The sequence below is a fragment of the Dactylosporangium sp. NPDC051484 genome, assembly GCF_040689395.1.
Classification (GTDB): domain Bacteria; phylum Actinomycetota; class Actinomycetes; order Mycobacteriales; family Micromonosporaceae; genus Dactylosporangium.
Window position 1 is genome coordinate 13,422 of record NZ_JBFAZX010000031.1, and the last position, 18,445, is coordinate 31,866.

The 18,445-nt window shown below is 70.7% G+C and carries 12 protein-coding genes; 2 read left to right on the plus strand and 10 right to left on the minus strand.

Annotated elements, in window-relative coordinates; genetic code table 11:
• Positions 1 to 6: 6 nt before the first annotated feature.
• The 4 genes from gntD to AB0367_RS32450 are packed head-to-tail and all read right to left on the minus strand — an operon-like array spanning position 7 to position 5,414.
• On the minus strand, positions 7 to 1,023 hold the full coding sequence (gntD, locus tag AB0367_RS32435; protein WP_366230295.1) for a guanitoxin biosynthesis L-enduracididine beta-hydroxylase GntD: 1,017 nt from the start codon (positions 1,021 to 1,023) through the stop codon (positions 7 to 9).
• 2 nt (positions 1,024 to 1,025) lie between these two features.
• Positions 1,026 to 2,303, minus strand: coding sequence for a cytochrome P450 (locus tag AB0367_RS32440; protein ID WP_366230296.1), 1,278 nt, complete (start codon positions 2,301 to 2,303; stop codon positions 1,026 to 1,028).
• The gene (locus AB0367_RS32445; RefSeq protein WP_366230297.1) at positions 2,290 to 3,582 is read right to left on the minus strand and encodes a cytochrome P450; all 1,293 of its coding nucleotides are present in this window, start codon (positions 3,580 to 3,582) and stop codon (positions 2,290 to 2,292) included. Before AB0367_RS32445 ends, AB0367_RS32440 begins: the two co-directional genes overlap by 14 nt.
• Positions 3,583 to 3,584: 2 nt before the next feature.
• Positions 3,585 to 5,414: a non-ribosomal peptide synthetase gene (locus tag AB0367_RS32450; protein WP_366230298.1), complete on the minus strand. Its 1,830-nt coding sequence runs from the start codon at positions 5,412 to 5,414 to the stop codon at positions 3,585 to 3,587.
• A gap of 185 nt (positions 5,415 to 5,599) precedes the next feature.
• On the opposite strand from AB0367_RS32450, the gene AB0367_RS32455 reads away from it, so the two are divergent.
• Both AB0367_RS32455 and AB0367_RS32460 read left to right on the plus strand, forming a co-directional pair.
• Positions 5,600 to 5,806: an MbtH family protein gene (locus tag AB0367_RS32455; RefSeq protein WP_366230348.1), complete on the plus strand. Its 207-nt coding sequence runs from the start codon at positions 5,600 to 5,602 to the stop codon at positions 5,804 to 5,806.
• Between the two features lie 14 nt (positions 5,807 to 5,820).
• Positions 5,821 to 6,750, plus strand: a complete 930-nt coding sequence (locus AB0367_RS32460) for a D-2-hydroxyacid dehydrogenase (protein ID WP_366230299.1) — start codon at positions 5,821 to 5,823, stop codon at positions 6,748 to 6,750.
• A 19-nt stretch (positions 6,751 to 6,769) separates the two neighbouring features.
• On the opposite strand, the gene AB0367_RS32465 is transcribed toward AB0367_RS32460, so the two are convergent.
• Genes AB0367_RS32465 through AB0367_RS32490 form a run of 6 tightly spaced genes read right to left on the minus strand, consistent with a single transcriptional unit; the run spans position 6,770 to position 18,435 of the window.
• Positions 6,770 to 7,510: a thioesterase domain-containing protein gene (locus AB0367_RS32465; protein ID WP_366230300.1), complete on the minus strand. Its 741-nt coding sequence runs from the start codon at positions 7,508 to 7,510 to the stop codon at positions 6,770 to 6,772.
• A complete protein-coding gene (locus AB0367_RS32470) occupies positions 7,511 to 8,278 on the minus strand; it encodes a thioesterase domain-containing protein (RefSeq protein ID WP_366230301.1) in 768 nt (255 codons plus the stop codon).
• Entirely contained in the window at positions 8,275 to 9,306 is a 1,032-nt protein-coding gene (locus AB0367_RS32475) for an aromatic ring-hydroxylating dioxygenase subunit alpha (protein WP_366230302.1), read from the minus strand. Before AB0367_RS32475 ends, AB0367_RS32470 begins: the two co-directional genes overlap by 4 nt.
• Positions 9,303 to 10,412 carry a capreomycidine synthase gene (gene vioD / locus AB0367_RS32480; protein WP_366230303.1) on the minus strand — a complete coding sequence of 370 codons (1,110 nt, stop codon included), beginning with the start codon at positions 10,410 to 10,412 and terminating at the stop codon, positions 9,303 to 9,305. Before vioD ends, AB0367_RS32475 begins: the two co-directional genes overlap by 4 nt.
• A 27-nt stretch (positions 10,413 to 10,439) precedes the next feature.
• Positions 10,440 to 11,216 carry an SDR family oxidoreductase gene (locus tag AB0367_RS32485; RefSeq protein WP_366230304.1) on the minus strand — a complete coding sequence of 259 codons (777 nt, stop codon included), beginning with the start codon at positions 11,214 to 11,216 and terminating at the stop codon, positions 10,440 to 10,442.
• Positions 11,209 to 18,435: an amino acid adenylation domain-containing protein gene (locus tag AB0367_RS32490; protein ID WP_366230305.1), complete on the minus strand. Its 7,227-nt coding sequence runs from the start codon at positions 18,433 to 18,435 to the stop codon at positions 11,209 to 11,211. The genes AB0367_RS32485 and AB0367_RS32490 overlap by 8 nt, the downstream gene beginning before the upstream one ends.
• Positions 18,436 to 18,445 lie beyond the last annotated feature (10 nt).

The window sequence follows — 18,445 nt, forward strand, 5'->3', positions numbered from 1 at the left end:
TCCTGTCTAGAACAGCACTCGCGAGTCGGCACGCTCCCGCGCGTCTCGGGATTTGCGCAGGTCCCGGGCCACGTTGAGCCGCTTGAGCCATCGGTCGCGGCCGTCGTAGCGCGGCCGGAACGGGTTGCGACCGTGTACGGCGCGGTAGTTGTCCACGAACAGAACCTGACCGGGGGCGAGGCTGATCTCAGTCAGGCACCGGTCGAGTTGCGCCGACAGCGCCGCGAGGGCTTCCTGCGCCTGTGGGTCGTCCGGCGTCGGGTCCATGAAGTACGGATCCAGTCGCAGATACGGCGTAGCCGGGTCGCCGAACAACACGGCGATGCGAGCCGGCTGCTGGTGCAGCTGGCGGATGCGTTCGTAGCTTCGCCGCTGCGGTTCGGCCAGCTTCTCCATCCGTTCGGAGTCGATACGGTGCGACTCATCGGGGCGAATCTGGAACCGGGGCTGGAAAAGCACCTCCACCACATCGCGGGGCAGCCGAACCGCGTCGACGGGAGCGTAGGTGGTGGCGACCTGGTCGAGGTTGCGCAGACACATCATGCCGACGTACTCGGCCCGGTAGGGGTGGAACGCGTCCTCGACGTGCCACCAGATCTTCGCCGTGCTCGCGGAGTTGAGCTGCAGGTTCTCGTGACCCCGGATCGGCAGGATGTCATGCATGACCCGGCTGTTCTGTTGCGTCGCCCAGCCGAACGGCTCCCCGAGCAGGAAGGCACAGAGCAGGAAGAACCCGTCCTCCGCTATGGTGCGGGCGCCGGTGCTCTGTTGCCCCCAATGCTGCGGCGTGTCCCCGATCCGCTCGTCGTCGACCGGGTAGCCGCTGATGACGACCGCGGCGTCGGTCTCGTTGAGCCGGAACTGGCTCAGCTCGGCGCGCAGCCGCCGCGGCAGTTCCTGAGCGAACACGCTCGCCCGGGCGAGCAGCACCTCGTCCTCGATCGACTGGTGCTCCGCCACCAGGGCATCCACGACCGACCGGCAGGCGGCAACCTCGCCGGCGGTCAGGTTGATCTCCAACATCGCTACCTCGAGCTGGCCATCGACGCGGCACCGACGGCGGCACCGCCGCCGGGACGGGGACGGAACAGCACCGGGAGTCGCGTGATGCCGTTGATGAAGTTGGACCGCATGTGGGTGACCTCGCCGGCGAGGCTCATCTCCTGCACCGCGTCGAGCATCTCTTCGAGGAGGACCGCCAGCACGACCTGCGCCGGCGGGCCGCCGATGCAACGGTGCGCCCCCACGCCGAACGCCAGGTGTGGATTGGGTGTCCGCCCGGGATCGAACGTGTACGGGTCGTCGAACACGGCACTGTCCCGGTTGGCCGAGGCGACCCAGGCGCAGACCAGCTCTCCCGGTTCGAGCTGGACACCGGCGACCCGCACCGGGGCGAGCACCCGGCGCATGAGGTGGTTCGTCGGCGACGACCACCGCAGTGCCTCCTCGACGGCGCTCGGCACGAGACTCGGGTCGGCCTGCAGCCGCCGCCAGATCTGCGGTTGCCGGCACAGCTCGAGGATCAGGTGCGAGGCGACCTGAGGTGTGGTGGTGATCGCGCCCATGGCGAAGCTGTAGCAGTTCAGCAGCAGCTCATGGTCGGTCAGCGGACGGCCACCGAAGTCGATGTCGAGCAGGGCCGAGATGACATCGTCGCGGCGGTGCCGGCGGCGCTCCTGGATGAGTTCGTTGAACATCGAGAAGAGCTCAAGATGAGCGTTGCTGAGGGTGTGACTCTCCGCGCCGGCCGAGTAGGTCGGGTCGCCGGGGGCGACGCCCGCCATCGCCAGCCGCGGAATCTGCGGCCACAGCTCATGCGGAATGCCGATGACGTCACCGATCGCGGCCAGTGGCAGGTGGATGGCGAAGGCGGCGACGTCGACCACCTCACCCGAGCTGAAGGCGTCGCCGACGGCCCGGCGCACATGCTCCCGCACACGCTCCTTGCGCTCGCGCGACACCCTGGTCGACATGGTCCGCATCACCGGCAGCCGGACCCGCGCGTGGTGCGGCTGGTCCATCAGGTTGATGGTGCGACCGCCCGCGATGTCACCCTTGGCGACGGCGAGGATCGTGCCGTACTCGGAGCTGAACCGCTTGTCGTCCATGAGGATCGCGGCCACGTCGCGATGCCGGGTGGCGGACCAGAACCGGTCGCCGTCCGGGGTGTGCTGGGCCCACATCGGCGCCTGCTCCCGCAACTGGGCCCAGGCCGGGTGTTGCGACGAGGTCCGGTAGCGCTCAGGGTCGTAGAGATCTACATCCGACAGTTCCGGCAGGGAATCTGCCTCAGGATGTGCCATGCGCACAAGCACCCTCCCTCGCTGGGGGCATCGACGATGCCACGGCCGGGCGGCGGCGCGCCCTCACCGGAACCGAGCTGAAGCCATTGATCCAGTTGGAATAGAGGTGCTGCGGCGGCGCGATGACGTCCACGCCGTCGAACCGGCGCACCAGTTCCCGGAAGAAGGCGGCCAGCGCCATCCGCGACAGGGGCGCGCCGATACAGTAGTGCGGGCCGGCGCCGAAGCCGAGATGCGGACTCGGCAGTGCCCGCAACGAGAACTCATACGGGTCGGCGAAGACGGTCTCGTCCCGGTTCGCGGACGGCAGCCAGGCGCACACCCAGTCGCCGGCGGCGATCGGGACGCCGGCGAGGACGACGTCGTTGACCGCTCGCCGCACCAGGTGGAACGGCGTCGAGGTCCACCGGGCGCCCTCCTCGACCAGTGCCGGCACGAGCGTCTCGTCGGCAGCGACGCGCCGCCACAGGTCGGGTCGCTCGGCCAAAGCGAGCACGGTGTGGTTGATGACATGCGGCGTGGTCGAGTTCGCTCCAGCCATGAAGCTGTAGCAGTTGAGCAGCAGCGTGCCGTCGTCCATCGGCCGGCCGCCGGGCGCCAGCGCGATCAACGCGCTGATGAGGTCGTCACCCGGATTGGCCCGCTTGTGCGCGATGATGTCCATGAAGCAGGCGAAGATCTCGTGGTGCGAGGTGCTCAGGGTGGCCGCGGTGCTGGCGCCGACCGCGAACGCCGGGTCTTCGGGGGTCAGCCCGACGGCACTCCAGTGGGCGAGCCGGTCCCAGTACTTCTCCTCGATGCCCATCAGCTCGCCGGTGACGGCCATCGGCAGGCTGCGGGCAAGATCGGCCAGGTCTTGCTCGCCCTCGCCGAGCCGGTCGACCAGCGCCGCGACACGCGCGGTGACCCGCGGCGTCCGGTTGCGCACGACGGTATGGCTGAACGAGCGCATCGCCTGGGTGCGCAGCGCGGTATGCCCAGGCGGGTCCATCAGCGAAATCGTCGCGCCGCCGGCGGGGTCGGGCGCGCCGACCGAGGCGAGGATGGTGCCGTGCTCGGAGCTGAAGTTCCGATAGTCCTTGAGCACCCGTTCGCATTCGGCATAGCGGGTCACACACCAGAATCCGGGCTGCCCCGTCCGCTCGTGCCACCAGACCGGGGCGGTTTCGCGCAGAGTTCGCCAGGCACCGTGCTGGTCGCCGGAGCGAAATCGCTCCGGGTCGAACAGGTCGATGCCGGCCAGCGCGACCGTCTCCGGAGGCTTCGGTGTGATCCTCATGGTCAGCCGCCGACCGGCACCGGCTGCGGCTCAGGCGAGGCCTGCCGCAGGTGCTCCGCCAGCTCGGCGACGGTGGGGTGACTGAAGAAGTCGCCTGCGGACAGGTCAAGCCCCTGGGCTCGCAGCTGTTCGAGGATGCTGACGCTGCGCAGCGAATCACCGCCGAGGGCGAAGAAGTTGTCGTGGATCCCGACCACGTCGAGGTCCAGCGCCTGCGTCCACGCGGCCGCGATGGTGCGCTCAACGTGGTTGCGCACCGGCGTGAACTCGGGCAGGTCCAGCAGGTTGCCGCGCGACTTCCACGGCTGCGGCAGCGCGGCCCGGTCGAACTTGCCGTTGGGGTCCAGCGGAAGCTCCGCCAGCACGACATAGGTCGCCGGTAGGGCGTACGCCGGGAGCCGCTGCGCCGCCCAGGCGCGCAACTGCGATGCCGTCACGGTGCCGGCCGAGTCGGTGCTGCCCGTGGCAACGTAGGCGGCGAGGCGCTTGTCGTTGCCGTCCGACTCGACCGCGACGACGACGCAGCCGCTGACCGCGGGGTTGGACCCCAGTACGGTCTCGATCTCACCGAGCTCGACCCGGAATCCGCGGACCTTGACCTGACGATCCGTGCGCCCGTGGAAGTCGATCGCGCCGTCGCTCCGCACGCTGGCCCGGTCGCCGGTGCGGTACATCCGGGCACCGGGACTGGTGGCGTAGGGGTCGGGCAGGAAGACCTGAGCGGTCAGCCCGGGGCGGTGCAGGTAGCCACGTGCGACACCGTGGCCGCCGACGTAGAGATCGCCGACCGTTCCCGCGGGCACCGGCTGCAGCGTCGCGTCGAGTACGTACATGGTGGCACCGGTCAGCGGGGTGCCGATCGCGACCCGTTCCGCCGGCTCGTCCGTCCCGGCGCGGTGTAGCGAGGCGAACACTGTGGTCTCGGTCGGCCCGTAGGCGGCGTAGACCGTCCCGGCGTGCGCCGCGGCGGTGCGGATGTGCTTGGGCGAGAGCACATCGCCGCCGGTGATCAGGCTACCGACGTAGGCCAGAGCCTGCGGCGCGAAGTCGGCGAGCAGATGGAACAGCCCAGTGGTCAGGAACAACCAGTCCGGACGGTGCCGGGCGAGCTGACGGTGCAGTTCCTGGACCGAGCGCAGTGCGGCGGCCGGGAAGAGCACCACCGTGGCGCCGCGACACAGGGCCGCCCAGATCTCGAAGGTCGACGCGTCGAAGGAGACGGGAGCGAGTTGGGCGACGCGCTGCCCCGGGGCGATGGCCAGCCGGCGGTCGTCACGAACCAGCGCGAGGACGTCACGATGCTCCACGACCACGCCTTTGGGCATCCCGGTGGAGCCGGAGGTGTAGATCACGTATGCGGCTTCGCGACCGGATCCGCCCGCACCCGACGGCTCGTCGGCCGGCGGATGGTCCGCCACGGCGAGCGCGTCGACCGTCAGCACCGGAATCGAGGTCTGGCCGGCGAGTTGGGTAGCCAGCTCCGCACTGGTGACGATCGCGGCAACGCCGGCGTTGGCCAGCATGAAGTCCCGCCGCTGCTGCGGGTAGTCGAGATCGAGCGGCACGTACGCCGCGCCCGCGCGCAGCACCGCGAGCAGCGCGACGACGAGGTCGGCACCGCGAGGCAACGCGACCGCGACCGTGGATTCCGGACCGATCCCGCGAGCCTGAAGGCCGGCGGCTACGCGCACCGCCGCGTCGTGCAGCTGTCCATACGAGACGGAACTGTCGTCCGCGTCGATGGCGACGGCGTTCGGGGTCCGCGCCGCCCAGGTGGCGACATGACCATGGATGGTCGTGACATCTGGCGGCGGATCGTCATGCTCGGTCATGGCCTGTCCTCACGTCCAGCTCCGCGTGTGAGCCACCCATGGGTTCGGCGAAAACGCTAGGCCCGCGAAACCGGCGGAACATCGACGCCCGGTTGAGCGGCGACCGGCACATGTGTTGATGCCCGGGCGGTGCCGCGGTGCCTACGCTGGCCATCCTCGAACGGAAGGCCGAGGAGGGCGACGACGTGTCTGACGCTGAGGATTCGCGGACTTACCTCGTGGTGATGAACGATGAGGACCAGTATTCGATCTGGTTCGCCGATCGTGACGTGCCGGCGGGCTGGCGGGTGGAGGGAACGCGTGGCACGCGCGCGGAGTGCATCGCGCACATCGACGCCGCGTGGACCGACATGCGCCCGCGCAGCGTGCGCCTGCGGATGGAGGCCGTCTGAGCACTCGGCTGCGGGTGCTCGGCCCACTACCCGGCCCGCATCGGGAGCGGATCGCGGCGGCGTGGCCCGAAGCCGGCATCACCGACTCGGGCTACGGCGACGTGGTCCTGTCCTGGACCTACGACCCGCAGCCCGTGGTCGATCTGTTGAGCGCGGCTACTCCGCCACGCTGGGTCCAGCTGCGGTCCGTCGGCGTTGACGAACGTATCCTCGCCCTTACCGCGGCGGCCGGTACGACGCTCACCACCGGCCGCGGCGCACACGGCGTCGCGGTCGCCGAGCACGCGGTGACGTTGTTGCTGGCGGTACTGCGCGGCCTACCGGACCTGATCGGACAGCAACGCGACCGGGTCTGGCTGGTGCCGCCCACGCTGCGCGAACTCGCCGGACGCACGGTCGGCGTGATCGGGGCCGGCGATGTGGGCGGCCACGTCGCCGCGCTCATGCGGGCTTTCGGAACCTGGGTGCGGGTGCTGCGCTACCGCGCCCAGGGTCGCCTCACCGCTCCGCCCGCCCTCCCGTGGGCAGATGAACTGTACGGCCCGGATGAGCGGGATGCCTTCCTCGCCGGGTTGCAGGTCCTTGTCGTCGCGGCGCCTCTGACGCCGGCGACCCGCGGCATGCTCGGCGAGCGGGAGTTCGCACTGGTAGCGCCCGGATGCGTGGTCATCAACGTGGCCCGAGGACCGATCATTGATCACCCGGCGCTGGTGAGCGCACTGCGCAGCGGTCACCTGGGCGGCGCGGCGCTCGACGTCACGGACCCGGAGCCGCTGCCACCGCACTCTCCACTTTGGAGCGAACCGGGCGTGCTGCTCACGCCGCACTGCGCTGACCACACGCAGGCCACCGACACGCGCTTCGTGGACCTGTACCTGGACCGGGTGCGACGCTTCCGGAGCGGGCAACCGCTGGACGCGGTCGATCCGGTGGTTGGCTACTGACACGCCGGCCGGCGACCCGCTACCGCATGCCGGCCAGCAGCAGGTCCGACAGCGGCTGCGGGCACCGGGTGAAGGCGAAGTGCTCCCCTTCGAGCACGTGATACGTCACCTGCGCGCATTCCTCCCAGCCGGCGCATACCTGCGCCGCCGGCACGACATCGTCGTCGGTCCAGCCGATCACGCTCGCCGGTACGGGAAGGAAACGGCTCGCGTCGTACAGGTGCGGGCGGTGCAGTTCCAGGTCGACCCGCAGGATCGCGGCCGCGATGTCCACGAAGTCCTCCCGCGCCGGAACACCCAACTGCGTGAACAGCTGCCGCACCTCGGCGTTCAGGTCGGCGGTGCGCAGGTCGATGAAGTTGAGCCGTCCGTAGAGGCTGCGATGCGGCGCCCCCCAGCCGGAGGCGAAGACACGGGCGGGCAGGGCGAGCCCGGCGTCCTGCAGCGCCAGGACGGTGCTCAGCGCGAGCGGAACTCCCCCGCAGTGGCCGAAGAAGGCGTACGGCCGCTGCGGCTGCGCGGCGATGGTCTCCCCGAGAAACTCGACCAGCGCCGCGGTGAACTCGGCATGCGTGCGCAACGACGGTTCGCCGAAGCGATGCTCGCGACCCGGCGGCTGCAGCGCGCAGAACCAGGCATCGCCGACCGTGCGCGGCCACTGCCGGTACAGTGACGCCCCGCCGCCGGCGTACGGGAAACCGAAGAGGAGCTGATCGGCCTCGGCAGGGATCCGGTTGAGACTCCAGCGCCCGCTCGCCATTCACTGACCTCCGATGCTCGGGCATACGCTGCGCAGGTCCGAGCAGATCGCGGCGAGGATCCGCGCGTGCTCGGTGTGGACGAAGAAGTGGTCGCCCGGGTAGCTGCGCACGACGAATTCCGCCGCACACTGCTCCCGCCATGCCGCGAGCTGGCCGGGGCTGGTCGTGGGATCCGCATCGCCGCCGAACGCCGAGATGCCGTACTCCAGCGGCGGCTGCGGCTGGAACCGGTAGCCCTCGCAGACCGCGAAGTCGGCACGCAGAGCCGGCTCGATGAGCTCCATCAGCCCTGGTTCGCCCAGCACCCCCTCCGGGATGCCATTCAAGGCTCGGACGCCGGCGATGAACGCGTCCCGCGGCAGGTGGCAGATCCCCGGCAGATCGTCGGGCAGTTGCGGCGCCCGCCGGCCGGAGACGAACAGGTGCACTGGCTGCGCTATGCTCTGCCGACGCAGCTCGCGCGCCAGCTCGAAGCAGACCAGCGCCCCCATGCTGTGGCCGTAGAGGCAGTAGGGCAACGCCACAAGGTCGCGCAGCTCCGCGGCGATGGCGGCCGCGATCTGCTCCACCCGGGAGGTCGGCGGTTCGGCCAGGCGCGTCTCCCGCGCCGGCAGCCGCACCGCCCACGGCTCCAACCAGTCGGGTAGCAGGTCAGCCCAGTACCGGAACGCATTCGCCCCTGCCCCGGCATACGGCACGCAGATCAGCCGCGCCAGCGGCTGCGAAGGGGGCCGCAACCGCACCAGCCAGTCCGTCCGCGCGCTCATGACGCGCCGGCGTCGGCGTGGAAGCGGTGCAGCAGTTCGACGTAGGCCTTGCGATACACGATGCTGTACCGGTCGGCGGCGGTGTGTTTCTGCGTGTGCAGGTCGAGCGGCGCCTCGACCGGCACCTGGTTCTCCACGATCGGATAGTCCTCTTCGAAAATCTGTTGCTCGTACGCCCACATGCGGTCCATGTCGACGCCGTGCACCTCGCGTACGATCCGGTCGATACCCAGCGTCCAGAACAGCCGTACCCGCTGGCCGTCTTCGTCCAGCGGCGTGGCGAACTGGGCAAGGAACCGGCGCCCGCCATCCGGAAATCGGGTGCGCACGGTCGCCGCCATCGGCAACGCCACCCCGTGGATGAGCCGGATCTGGTTGGCCAGCGCTGCGGTGCCGTCCAGTGCGCTCCCGCCCAGGTCGGTGGTCATCTCCCACTCGAGGCTCCACCCCTGCCTGGTCACGCGATACGGGTCGACGACGCGGCAGACGTTCGGCCCCATCGATCCAGAGTGGACGAATGGGAAGTGCGCGATGTCGCGGAAGTTCTCGGTCAGCTGACGCATCCCGCAGCGCAGGTCATGCGGCACACCGTGCGAGAACGCCCAGCCGGCGTCGGGCTCGATCGTGAGCTCCGGCAGGGGCAGATACGGCTCCGCGAGGCTGGTCCAGACATGCCCATACGCCTCGGTGACCGGGTAGGTCGTGAGCTGGATGTGCCCGATCGCGCCGCCCTCGGGCAACGAGGGCACAGCAACGCATTCGCCGGTCTTCGGCGCGAACACCCATCCGTGGTACGGGCACTCGATGCCCTGGGCCACGGTGCGACCCAGCCACATCGCGACGCCGCGGTGCGGGCACCGGCCCGCCGCCACCACGGCCGTTCCCTCATGGCGGTAGACGACCAGGTCGACACCGAGCACCCGGCCGGGCAGCACCGCGTCGGTCAGGTCCTCGCTGCGGGCCACCGGGAACCAGACGTGGCGCAGGAACCGCCGCTCCACCTCGGCGAGGTCGATGGCCGCGGTCATCGGGCACCGACGAGTGCGTCGGCCAAGCGCGCCAGACCGAAGTCGAAGTCGTCGGTGGCGCAGCCGTAGCCGAGCCGGATGTGCCCGGAGTGGCCGAAGCAGGAACCCGGAACCACGAGCACCCCGTCCCTCTCGAACAGCGATTGGCAGAAGGCATCCACGTCGTCGACATGGATGCGCGGGAACACGCAGACCCCACCACCGCCCATCGGCAGGTCCACCAGCCCGGTGAGTCGCTTTGCCCAGCCGGCCAGGGTGTCCCGGTTGTACGCCGCTTGGCGCAGCCGCGCAGCGACAAGCAGGTCCGCGCAGGCGACCGCCCGAGTGGCGACGAACTCCACCAGTGGCGAGATCGCCAGCGTCATCCGGTCCCGCAGCGGCAACAGCTTGGTGAAGATGGCGGGGTCGGCGATGCACCATCCCACCCGCAGCCCTGGCAGTCCGTGCGCCTTGGACAGTGTCCCGAACGACACTGCCCGCTCGTACCAGCCGGCCGGATCGGGCAGTGGCGGCGCGTCGTAGGTCAGTTCGGCGAACGCGCCGTCCCAGACGAGGTAGCTGCCGTGCGCCGCCACCAGGTCGACGAGGCGCGCCAGTCCGGCTTCGTCGAGGCTCACTCCGGTCGGGTTGTGCGGGAAGTTGACGATCACCATGCGGGTTGCCGGGGTCATCAGCTGGGCGAGCCGATCCAAGTCAGGGGCGAAGCCGTCCTCGGGCCGCAGCACCCACCGGCGCAGCCGAGCGCCGGCAGCGACGGCGACGTCGACGAGCGCGTGATACGCCGGTTCGACCGCGACCACCTCGTCACCCGGCTCCAGCAGCGCCTGCATGACGAGGAAGATCCCCTCGCTGGAGCCGTGGGTCACGAACACCCGGTCGGCGTCGCCGCCGGCCCAGCGCTCGGCGATCGCGGCGCGCAGCGGGCGAGCCCCGAACGACTCGCTGTCGGCGAAGACGAGCTCGTCTAGCGCGCCGGGGTCGAGCCCGATCAGCTCGCGCAGCTCGCCGTAGCTCCAAGGCTGGACTCCGCTGCTGCTCAAATCGGCGCCGGCGGCGAAGTAGCGCTCCCGCAGCCACTCCTCCAGCAGCGCTGGTTGCATGCGCATGTCACTCCTCGCAATCGTTCACGCGCGTCACATGACCACGCCGCCGTTGGGGCTGAGCGTCGCGCCCACGTAGTAGTCCCCCGCGGCGGAGACGAGGAACAGCACGGTCTGAGCGATCTCCGCCGGTGACGCCCAGCGCCCGGCCGGGATCCGCCCGCGGGTCTCGTCGTTGTAGGTCACCGGATTGGCCATCAGCATCGGCGTCTCGGTCATCCCGGGCGCCACCGCGTTGACGGTGATGCCATCACCGATCAGTTCCCGCGCCAGCGCGCGGGTCAGCGCGAGCACGCCGCCCTTGGCCGCGCAGTAGTGGATCAGCCGGGCCTCGCCGGTGAACGCGAGCTCAGAGGAGATGTTGACGATCCGCCCCCATGAGCGGAAAGCCATCTGCGGCACCACGTACTTGCAGCACAGGTAGACGCCCTTGAGGTTGGTGTCGACCACCCGGTCCCACTCGTCCTCGGCGAGCTCCGTACAGCGCGCGCGGGAGATGACCCCGGCGTTGTTGATCAGGATGTCGATCGGGCCGAGCGTGCGCAGTACCTCCTCGGCCATGCCGGCGACGGCGGCCGCGTCGCGCACGTCCGCCTCGACCGCGATCGCCCGGACGCCATACTCCTGCGCCAGCGCCACCACCCGGCTGGCCTCCGCCGGCTGGCCGAAGTGGTTCACCGCGACCGCGGCTCCGGCGCGGGCGAGGGCGAGTGCGCTCTGCGCGCCGATACCCGTCGCGGCCCCGGTCACCAGGGCCACTCGCCCGGCCAGCGGTGCGCCGTCCGCCGGCGTGGAAGGGTGCTCACTCATGGCCGGGTGCCAGTACGGTCGCGGTGACGGCGGCAAGTCCGTCAACGCCAGGCTCGCGCAGCAGGCCGTAGTGGTCGGTCCGGGCGGCATGCGTGCGCACCGTCCCGCTGGTCCACTCGGTCCAGCCCCGGGTGGGATCGGCTCCGTCTGGTTGGTCCTCGGTTGCCCAGACGAGCGTGATGTCGCCGTCGTAGTCGCGCGGCGGCCGGTAACCGTTGATCGCGCGCGCGTGCGCGGTAAAGACATCGACCAGCGCCGCGAGCGTCGCCGGGTCGTCCTCGGCGCTGACCAACGACGCGGCCACCGCCCGCGACCACACCAGGTCGAGCCGCTGCCTCGGCATGAGCGGGGCGAGCTCGCTCGCGTCGACCGCGAGGTCAACGCCGCGGGCCCGGCCCCAGTCGGCGGCGAAGTCGGCGACCAGCGACGCGTCGTCGAGCGCGCCGCCGCGGTGCCAGTGCGGTGCGTAGCTGTCGAACGCGACGATCGGCACCCGCGCGCCGGTGCGGTCGCGGATGACCCGGGCCATTTCGAAGGCGACCAGCCCACCCATCGACCAGCCACCCAGGACGATACCGGCGGGGTCGGGGTAGGCGGCGAGCACCGCGTCGGCATACCGGTTCGCCATCGCCGCCAGCTCGGTCAGGGGCGCGGCGCGACCGTCCAGGCCGGGCGCCACCAGCCCGTCGACGCCGTGCCTGTGGTCGATGCGCTCGATGAGCCCGGCGTAGCACAGCACGTTTCCGCCGACCGGATGGACGAGTACGAGGACCCGCCCGCCCTGCCTCGCCCGCAGCGGGACGAGCACACCGCGTGCCTGTTCAGCCTCGCCGACCAGTTTCGCGAGCCCGGCCACGGTCGGCGTCCGGAAGATCGACCAGGCCCCGACGGCGACGCCCGCCTCCTGCTCCAGGCGGCGCATCGCCTGCAGCGCCAGGAACGAGTGGCCGCCGAGGTCGAAGAAGTTGTCGTGGCGCCCGACCCGGTCGATCCGCAGCACGCGGCCGAAGATCTCGGCGATCGAGCTCTCCAGGCCCGGCAGGGGTGCCGTGTAGGCCGCGCCCACCAGCGGCCGGGCGCCGTCCGGCTCGGGAAGCCGGTCCCGGTCGAGCTTGCCGTTGACCGTCAGCGGCCAGGTCCGCACCGCGACGAATGCGGCGGGGACCATGTACGACGGCAGCCGGCCGGCCGCGTGGGCGCGCAGGGACGTGATCGCGTCGGCGTCGTCGGTCTGCACGTAGGCGACCAGCCGCTGATCGCCGTCGCCGAAGTCGCGCGAGAGCACCACGCTCGCCCGCACCGCGGGATGGTCGGCCAGGACCGTCTCGATCTCGCCCGGCTCGATCCGGAAACCGCGAATCTTCAGCTGATCGTCGGCTCGGCCCAGATACTCGAGCTCCCCGGTGGGTGTCCAGCGGCACCGGTCGCCGCTGCGGTACAGCCGCGAGCCGTCGGCGGCGAACGGGTCTGGGACGAACCGCTGCGCCGTCAGCCCGGGTGCGCCGTGATATCCGCGGGCCACACCTCCGCCACCGACATAGAGCTCGCCCGGCACGCCGACAGGGACCGGTCGCATCGCCGCGTCGAGCACATAGACGCTGACGTCGTCGAGCGGCCGGCCGATCGGGCTGCGCAGCGCGGTCACATCGGCCGGGGTGAGCGGCCGGATCGTGGTGTGCACGGTCGTCTCGGTGATCCCGTACATGTTGACGAACCGGGGACCGCGCCGGCCGAAGTGGTCGAACCACTCACGCAACTGGACCGGTGCGAGCGCCTCACCGCCCAGCACGACCAGGCGCACCGCGAGCCGGTCGGCGACCTCCAGCGCGGAGGCGGTCAGCTCCCGCAATGCCGACGGCGTCTGGTTGACGACGGTGACCCTCTCACGTACCAGCAGCTGGGCGAACTCGTGCGGCGCGCGGGCGACGGCCGATTCGACCACGACCAGGGTGCCGCCGAACGCGAGTGCCCCCCAGAACTCCCAGACCGAGAAGTCGAAGGCGTAGGAATGAAACATCGTCCACACGTCGTCCGGCCCGAAGTCGAAGTCGGCCGCGCTCGCCTGCAGCAGCCGCACGACGTGGCGGTGGCTGACCGCCACGCCTTTGGGCCGCCCCGACGAACCCGAGGTGTAGATCACGTACGCGAGGTTGTCCGGGGCCGCCTCGGCGGGTGGGGCATGACGGGGACGCGCCTCGATTTCCGCGGCCTCGGCGGTGATGTCGACGATGCGGGTGGTGCCCGCGACCCGCCCGGCCAGCACCGTCGTCGTCAGCGCGATGGCCGCACCGGCATCGGCCGTGATCAGCCGCAGCCGCTCCGGTGGGGCGTCGGGGTCCAGCGGCAGGTACGCCGCCCCGGCTTTCAACGTGGCGAGGATCGCCACGATCTGCTCGATGCCGCGGTCCAGGCAAATCGCGACCGGCGTCTCCACCCCGGCTCCCGCCTCGATCAGGTGCCAGGCCAGCTGGTTGGCTCGTGCCACGAGTTCGCCGTAGCGCAGCTGCTGGGCACCGGCACGCACTGCGACGGCGTCGGGCCGCCGGCGGGCATGGGCGTCGACGAGGTCCGGCAGGACTTGCGGCACCCGGTGCACGACCCGCGCCGGCAGGCAGGGCAGCTCGTCGTCGTCGCGGGCCAGGCTGAGTGCGGACAGGCGCCGCCCCGGATCGGCGAGCGCGTCGTCGAGGAGCGAGCCGAAGTGGTAAGCGAGCCGCTGGACCGTGGCGCGTTCGAAGACGTCGGTGCTGTACTCCAGCAGCACGACCGCGGCATCATCGTCCGGCCAGATGTGCAGCGAGAGGTCGAACTTGGCGTTGACCACGGTCACCTCGGACGCCTCAGCGGTGAGACCGTGCAACGCGAACTGGCCGCCGGGGGCGTTGTGCACCGCCAGCAGGACCCCGAACAGCGGTGTCGTGGTCAGGTCGCGGTCCGGCCGCAGCACCTCGACCAGATGCTCGAACGGCACGTCCTGAGCCTCGAATGCCTCCAGCGCGCGCACCCGGGTGCGGGCGAGCAGCTCAGCGAAGGTCGGGTCACCGTCGAGGTCGCCCCGCAACACCAACGTGTTGACGAAGAAGCCGATGATCGGCTCGAGTTCGGGTCGGACGCGACCGGCCACTGGCGAGCCGACGCAGACGTCGCTCTGCCCGCTGTAGCGCGACAAGAGGGCCTGGAAGCTGGCCAGCAGCACCATGAACGGCGTCGCGCCGGCAGCCGTGGCGACCCGCTCCACGGCGCTCCAGGTCCCAGCGGGCAACCGGTGCTGCTCGACCGCGCCGCGCATGGACCGCTCCCCGACTCGGGTCCGGTCGGTGGGCAGGGCGATGGTTGGCGGCGCGCCGGCGAGCCGGTTCTTCCAGTAGTCGAGCTGGCGCTCATAGCCGCCGCCCTGATGCCGGCCGCGCTGCCAGACGGCGTAGTCGGCGAACTGGATCGCGAGTTCGGGCAGACCGGAGGGGCGCTCGTGCACGAACCCGTGATAGAGCGCGGCGAGTTCGCTGAACAGGATCGACGTCGACCAGCCGTCAAAGGCGATGTGGTGCACCGTCATCACGAGCACGTGATCCTGCGGCGCGAGGCGCAGCAGGCGCGCGCGCAGCAGCGGACCGGTGCGCAGGTCGAACGGGCGACGCGTCTCGGTATCGATCATCGCGGGGACGGCCGACTCCCGCGGCGCGCCCGGCACCTCGTCGACCGGGAGTTCGAAGGGCTTCGCCGGCGCGATGATCTGCATCAGCTCGCCGCCGGAGTCGTCGAAGCCGGTGCGCAGCGATTCATGCCGGCGCACCAGTTCCTCGAATGCCCGGCGTAGCGCCGCCACGTCGAGCGGCCCGCGCAGCCGCTCCACCGCGGGGATGTGGTACGCGGCCGTCTGCGGCGCGATCTGCTCCAGAAACCACAGTCGTTGCTGGGAGTACGCGGCCGGGAACACCGCCGGCCCGTGCGCCGGCCGTGGTTGGGCGAGCACCGGCTCCTCGATGACACCGTCGGCCGGGTCGCCGGCAGGTGCCTGAGCCAGATGCTCGGCCAGCGTCGCAACCGTCGGCGACTGGAATATCGTCCACAGTGGAAGTGCGCGGCCGGCCGCCTGGCGCAGCCGGGCGGTCACTCGGGTCGCGAGCAGCGAGTGGCCACCGAGCTCGAAGAAGTTGTCATGGACGCCGACCCGGGCCAGCCCCAGCACCTGTGCCCACACGCCGCTGATCAGTTCCTCTTCGGGGGTGCGCGGTGCGACGTAGGCCTCGTCCACCTCGCGGTGCAGCACCGGCGCCGGTAGCGCGGCCCGATCGAGCTTGCCGTTGCGGGTCAGCGGCAAAGCCTCGATCGTGACGTAGTGTGCCGGCACCATGTACGACGGGACGATATCGCCGAGGTAGGTGCGCAGCTGGGACGCGGTCGGCGCGGTCGTGCCCGACGCCACGAGGTATGCCACGAGTCGGCGGTCACCGTCGACGTCGTCGCGTACCACGACGGCGGCCTCGCGCACCTGTGGGTGGCGGATGAGGCCGGCCTCGATCTCCTCCAGCTCGATCCGGTAGCCGCGGATCTTGACCTGGTGGTCGGCCCGGCCGAGGTACTCCAGCTGTCCGTCGTTGCTCCACCGCACGACGTCGCCGGAGCGGTACATGCGCGAGCCGGCCGGCCCGAACGGATCGGGCAGAAAGCGGTCCGCGGTCAGGCCGCCGCGGTTGAGGTAACCGCGGGCCAGGCAGTCGCCGGCCAGGTACAGTTCGCCGCGGGCGCCCTGCGGCACGGCGCGCAGCGCGGCGTCCAGCACGTACACCCGCGATCCGCCGACGGGGCGGCCGATCGGCGGGTGCACCGGCCAGGCGGCGCGGTCCTCGCGTAGGGGGTACGACGTCACCACGCCGGTCTCGGTCGGGCCGTAGTGGTTGTGCAGCCGCCGGCGCGGGTCGCGCTGGAAGAATCGGGCGAACTCCTCGCTGATCACCAGCTGTTCCCCGGCCTGCGCGATGTCCGTGAGGTCCGGCAGCGAAAGGCCTTGCTGGCTCGCGGCCGCGAGTACCGACTCGATGACAAGGTTCGGAGCGAAGAGCACGTTGACGCGCTCGTGCTCCAGCCACCGCGCGAACGCGAACGGGTCGCGCCGGGTCTCCTCGTCCACAATCGACAGACACTGTCCGGACAGCAGGGTGCCGAGGATCTCCTGGACCGACACGTCGAAGGTGAGGGACGTGAACTGGGCCACCCGCCGCCCTGGCGCCGCCGGCATGGCCTGCGCCTGCCATTGCAAGACCCGCGACACCGCCCCCGCGCACATCAACACACCCTTCGGCGTGCCGGTCGACCCGGAGGTGAACAGCGAGTAGACCGGACTCTGCGAGGTGAGTTCGCCGCGCCGCTCGGACTCGGACGGGTTGTGGCTGGGCGCGGCGAGCACCCGAGCCCGGGCCGGTTCTTCGTCCAGGCACAGCCGCATAACGTCGGGGTGATCGGGCACCGCGGCCGCGACGTCACCGCTGAGCAGCATCACGGCGGGCCTGGCCTCGGCAAGGATGGTCGCGATCCGGGCCTGGGGCAGCGTGACGTCGATCGGCAGGTAGGCGCCGCCCGCCTTGAGGATGCCCAGGATGGCGGCGATCTGCCGGGTGGAGCGGGTGACCGCGAGGCCGACCTGGCTCTCCGGCCCGACGCCGGACTCGATCAGCAGGTGCGCCAACCGGTTGGCCCGCAGGTTGAGTTCCCGGTACGTCATCGTGTCCGGGCCGCAGCGCACCGCGACCGCGTCGGGGGTGCGGGCCGCTTGCTCCTCGAACTGCACGGGCAACGCCGCCGGCACGGGCGCGGCCGGTGTGCCGGCAGCGCCCCAGTCATACACCAGCCGCCGCAGCTGCGGCGCGGTCACGCCGCTCAGCTCGTGAATGTCGCGCCGCGGGTCTTCGACGATCTCGCGCAGCAGCAGTTCCATGCTGTCCATGAAGCGGTGGATCGTTTGCCGGTCGAACAGATCGGTGCTGTACTCCCAGGACATCGTCATGCCGTCCGCGCCGCGCCAGGCCATCACGGTGAGGTCGAACTTCGCGACCGTGAGCTCGGGCTCGATGATCTCGACGTCCAGCCCGGGCAGGCTGGCGCCGTCCTCACCGGGCGCGTTCTGCACGACGAACATGACCTGGAACAGTGGCGAGTGACTGATCGTGCGCTCCACCCCCACCGCGTCGACGACGTGCTCGAACGGGACGTCCTGGTGCTCGTAGCCGACGAGGCAGGTATCGCGCACCTGGGCCAGCAACGAGTGGAAGCTGGTGGCCCGCGACATGTCGGTGCGCAGCACGAGCGTGTTGGCGAAAAGCCCGATCAGGGGCTCGAGCTCCGGGCGCACCCGGCCGGCGACCGGCGTGCCGATGCACAGGTCGCTCTGCCCGGTGTGCTGGAACAGCAGCACGTCGAACGCCGCGAGCAGGAGCATGAACTCGCTGACCCGCTCGGCGCGCGCCAGTGCCCCGATGGCGTCGGCCAGGTCGTCAGGCAGCCGACGGATCTCGCTCGCCCCGGCGACGTCGCGAGCCCACGGCCGGGCCCGGTCGGTCGGCAGGTCCAGCACCTGCGGTGCGTCCGCCAGCTGCTGGCGCCAGTACTCCAGCTGGGACCGATGGCGCTGTGCCTGGTCTGGTTCACGCTGCCAGAGCGAGTAGTCGAGGTACTGGATCATCAGCTCGGGCAGGGGTACGGCCCTGCCGCGCAGCCGGGCGGCGTACAGCGTCTCCAGCTCGCGCAGAAAGACCCCGATGGACCACCCGTCCGCCACGATGTGGTGAAACACCGCCGAGAACACATGAGTGCGTTCGTCGACCCGCAGCAGGCAGGCACGCAGCAGTGGCCCGGTGGTGAGGTCGAACGGCTGGCGCTGCTGCTCGTTGAGCAGGTCGCGCACGGCGGCCGCACGGGCATGCTCCGGCCGGTCCGTCAGGTCGATGACCGGGACGTCCACCGTGCCCGGCGGTGCGACGGCCTGCTGCGGCTCCGGCTCGCCGGCGGCGAACGTGGTGCGCAGCGCCTCGTGCCGTGCCACGATCTCGCCGAGTGCCCAGCGCAGCGCCGCGTGGTCGAGCTCGCCCCGCAGCCACATCGCCAGCGGGAGGTTGTAGAAGTATCCGTTGGGAACCAGCTGGTCGAGGAACCACAGCCGTTGCTGCGCATACGACGCCGGCACCACGACGAGGTCGGTCTCGTTCTGTTGATCGACTGACATGTAGGCCCCC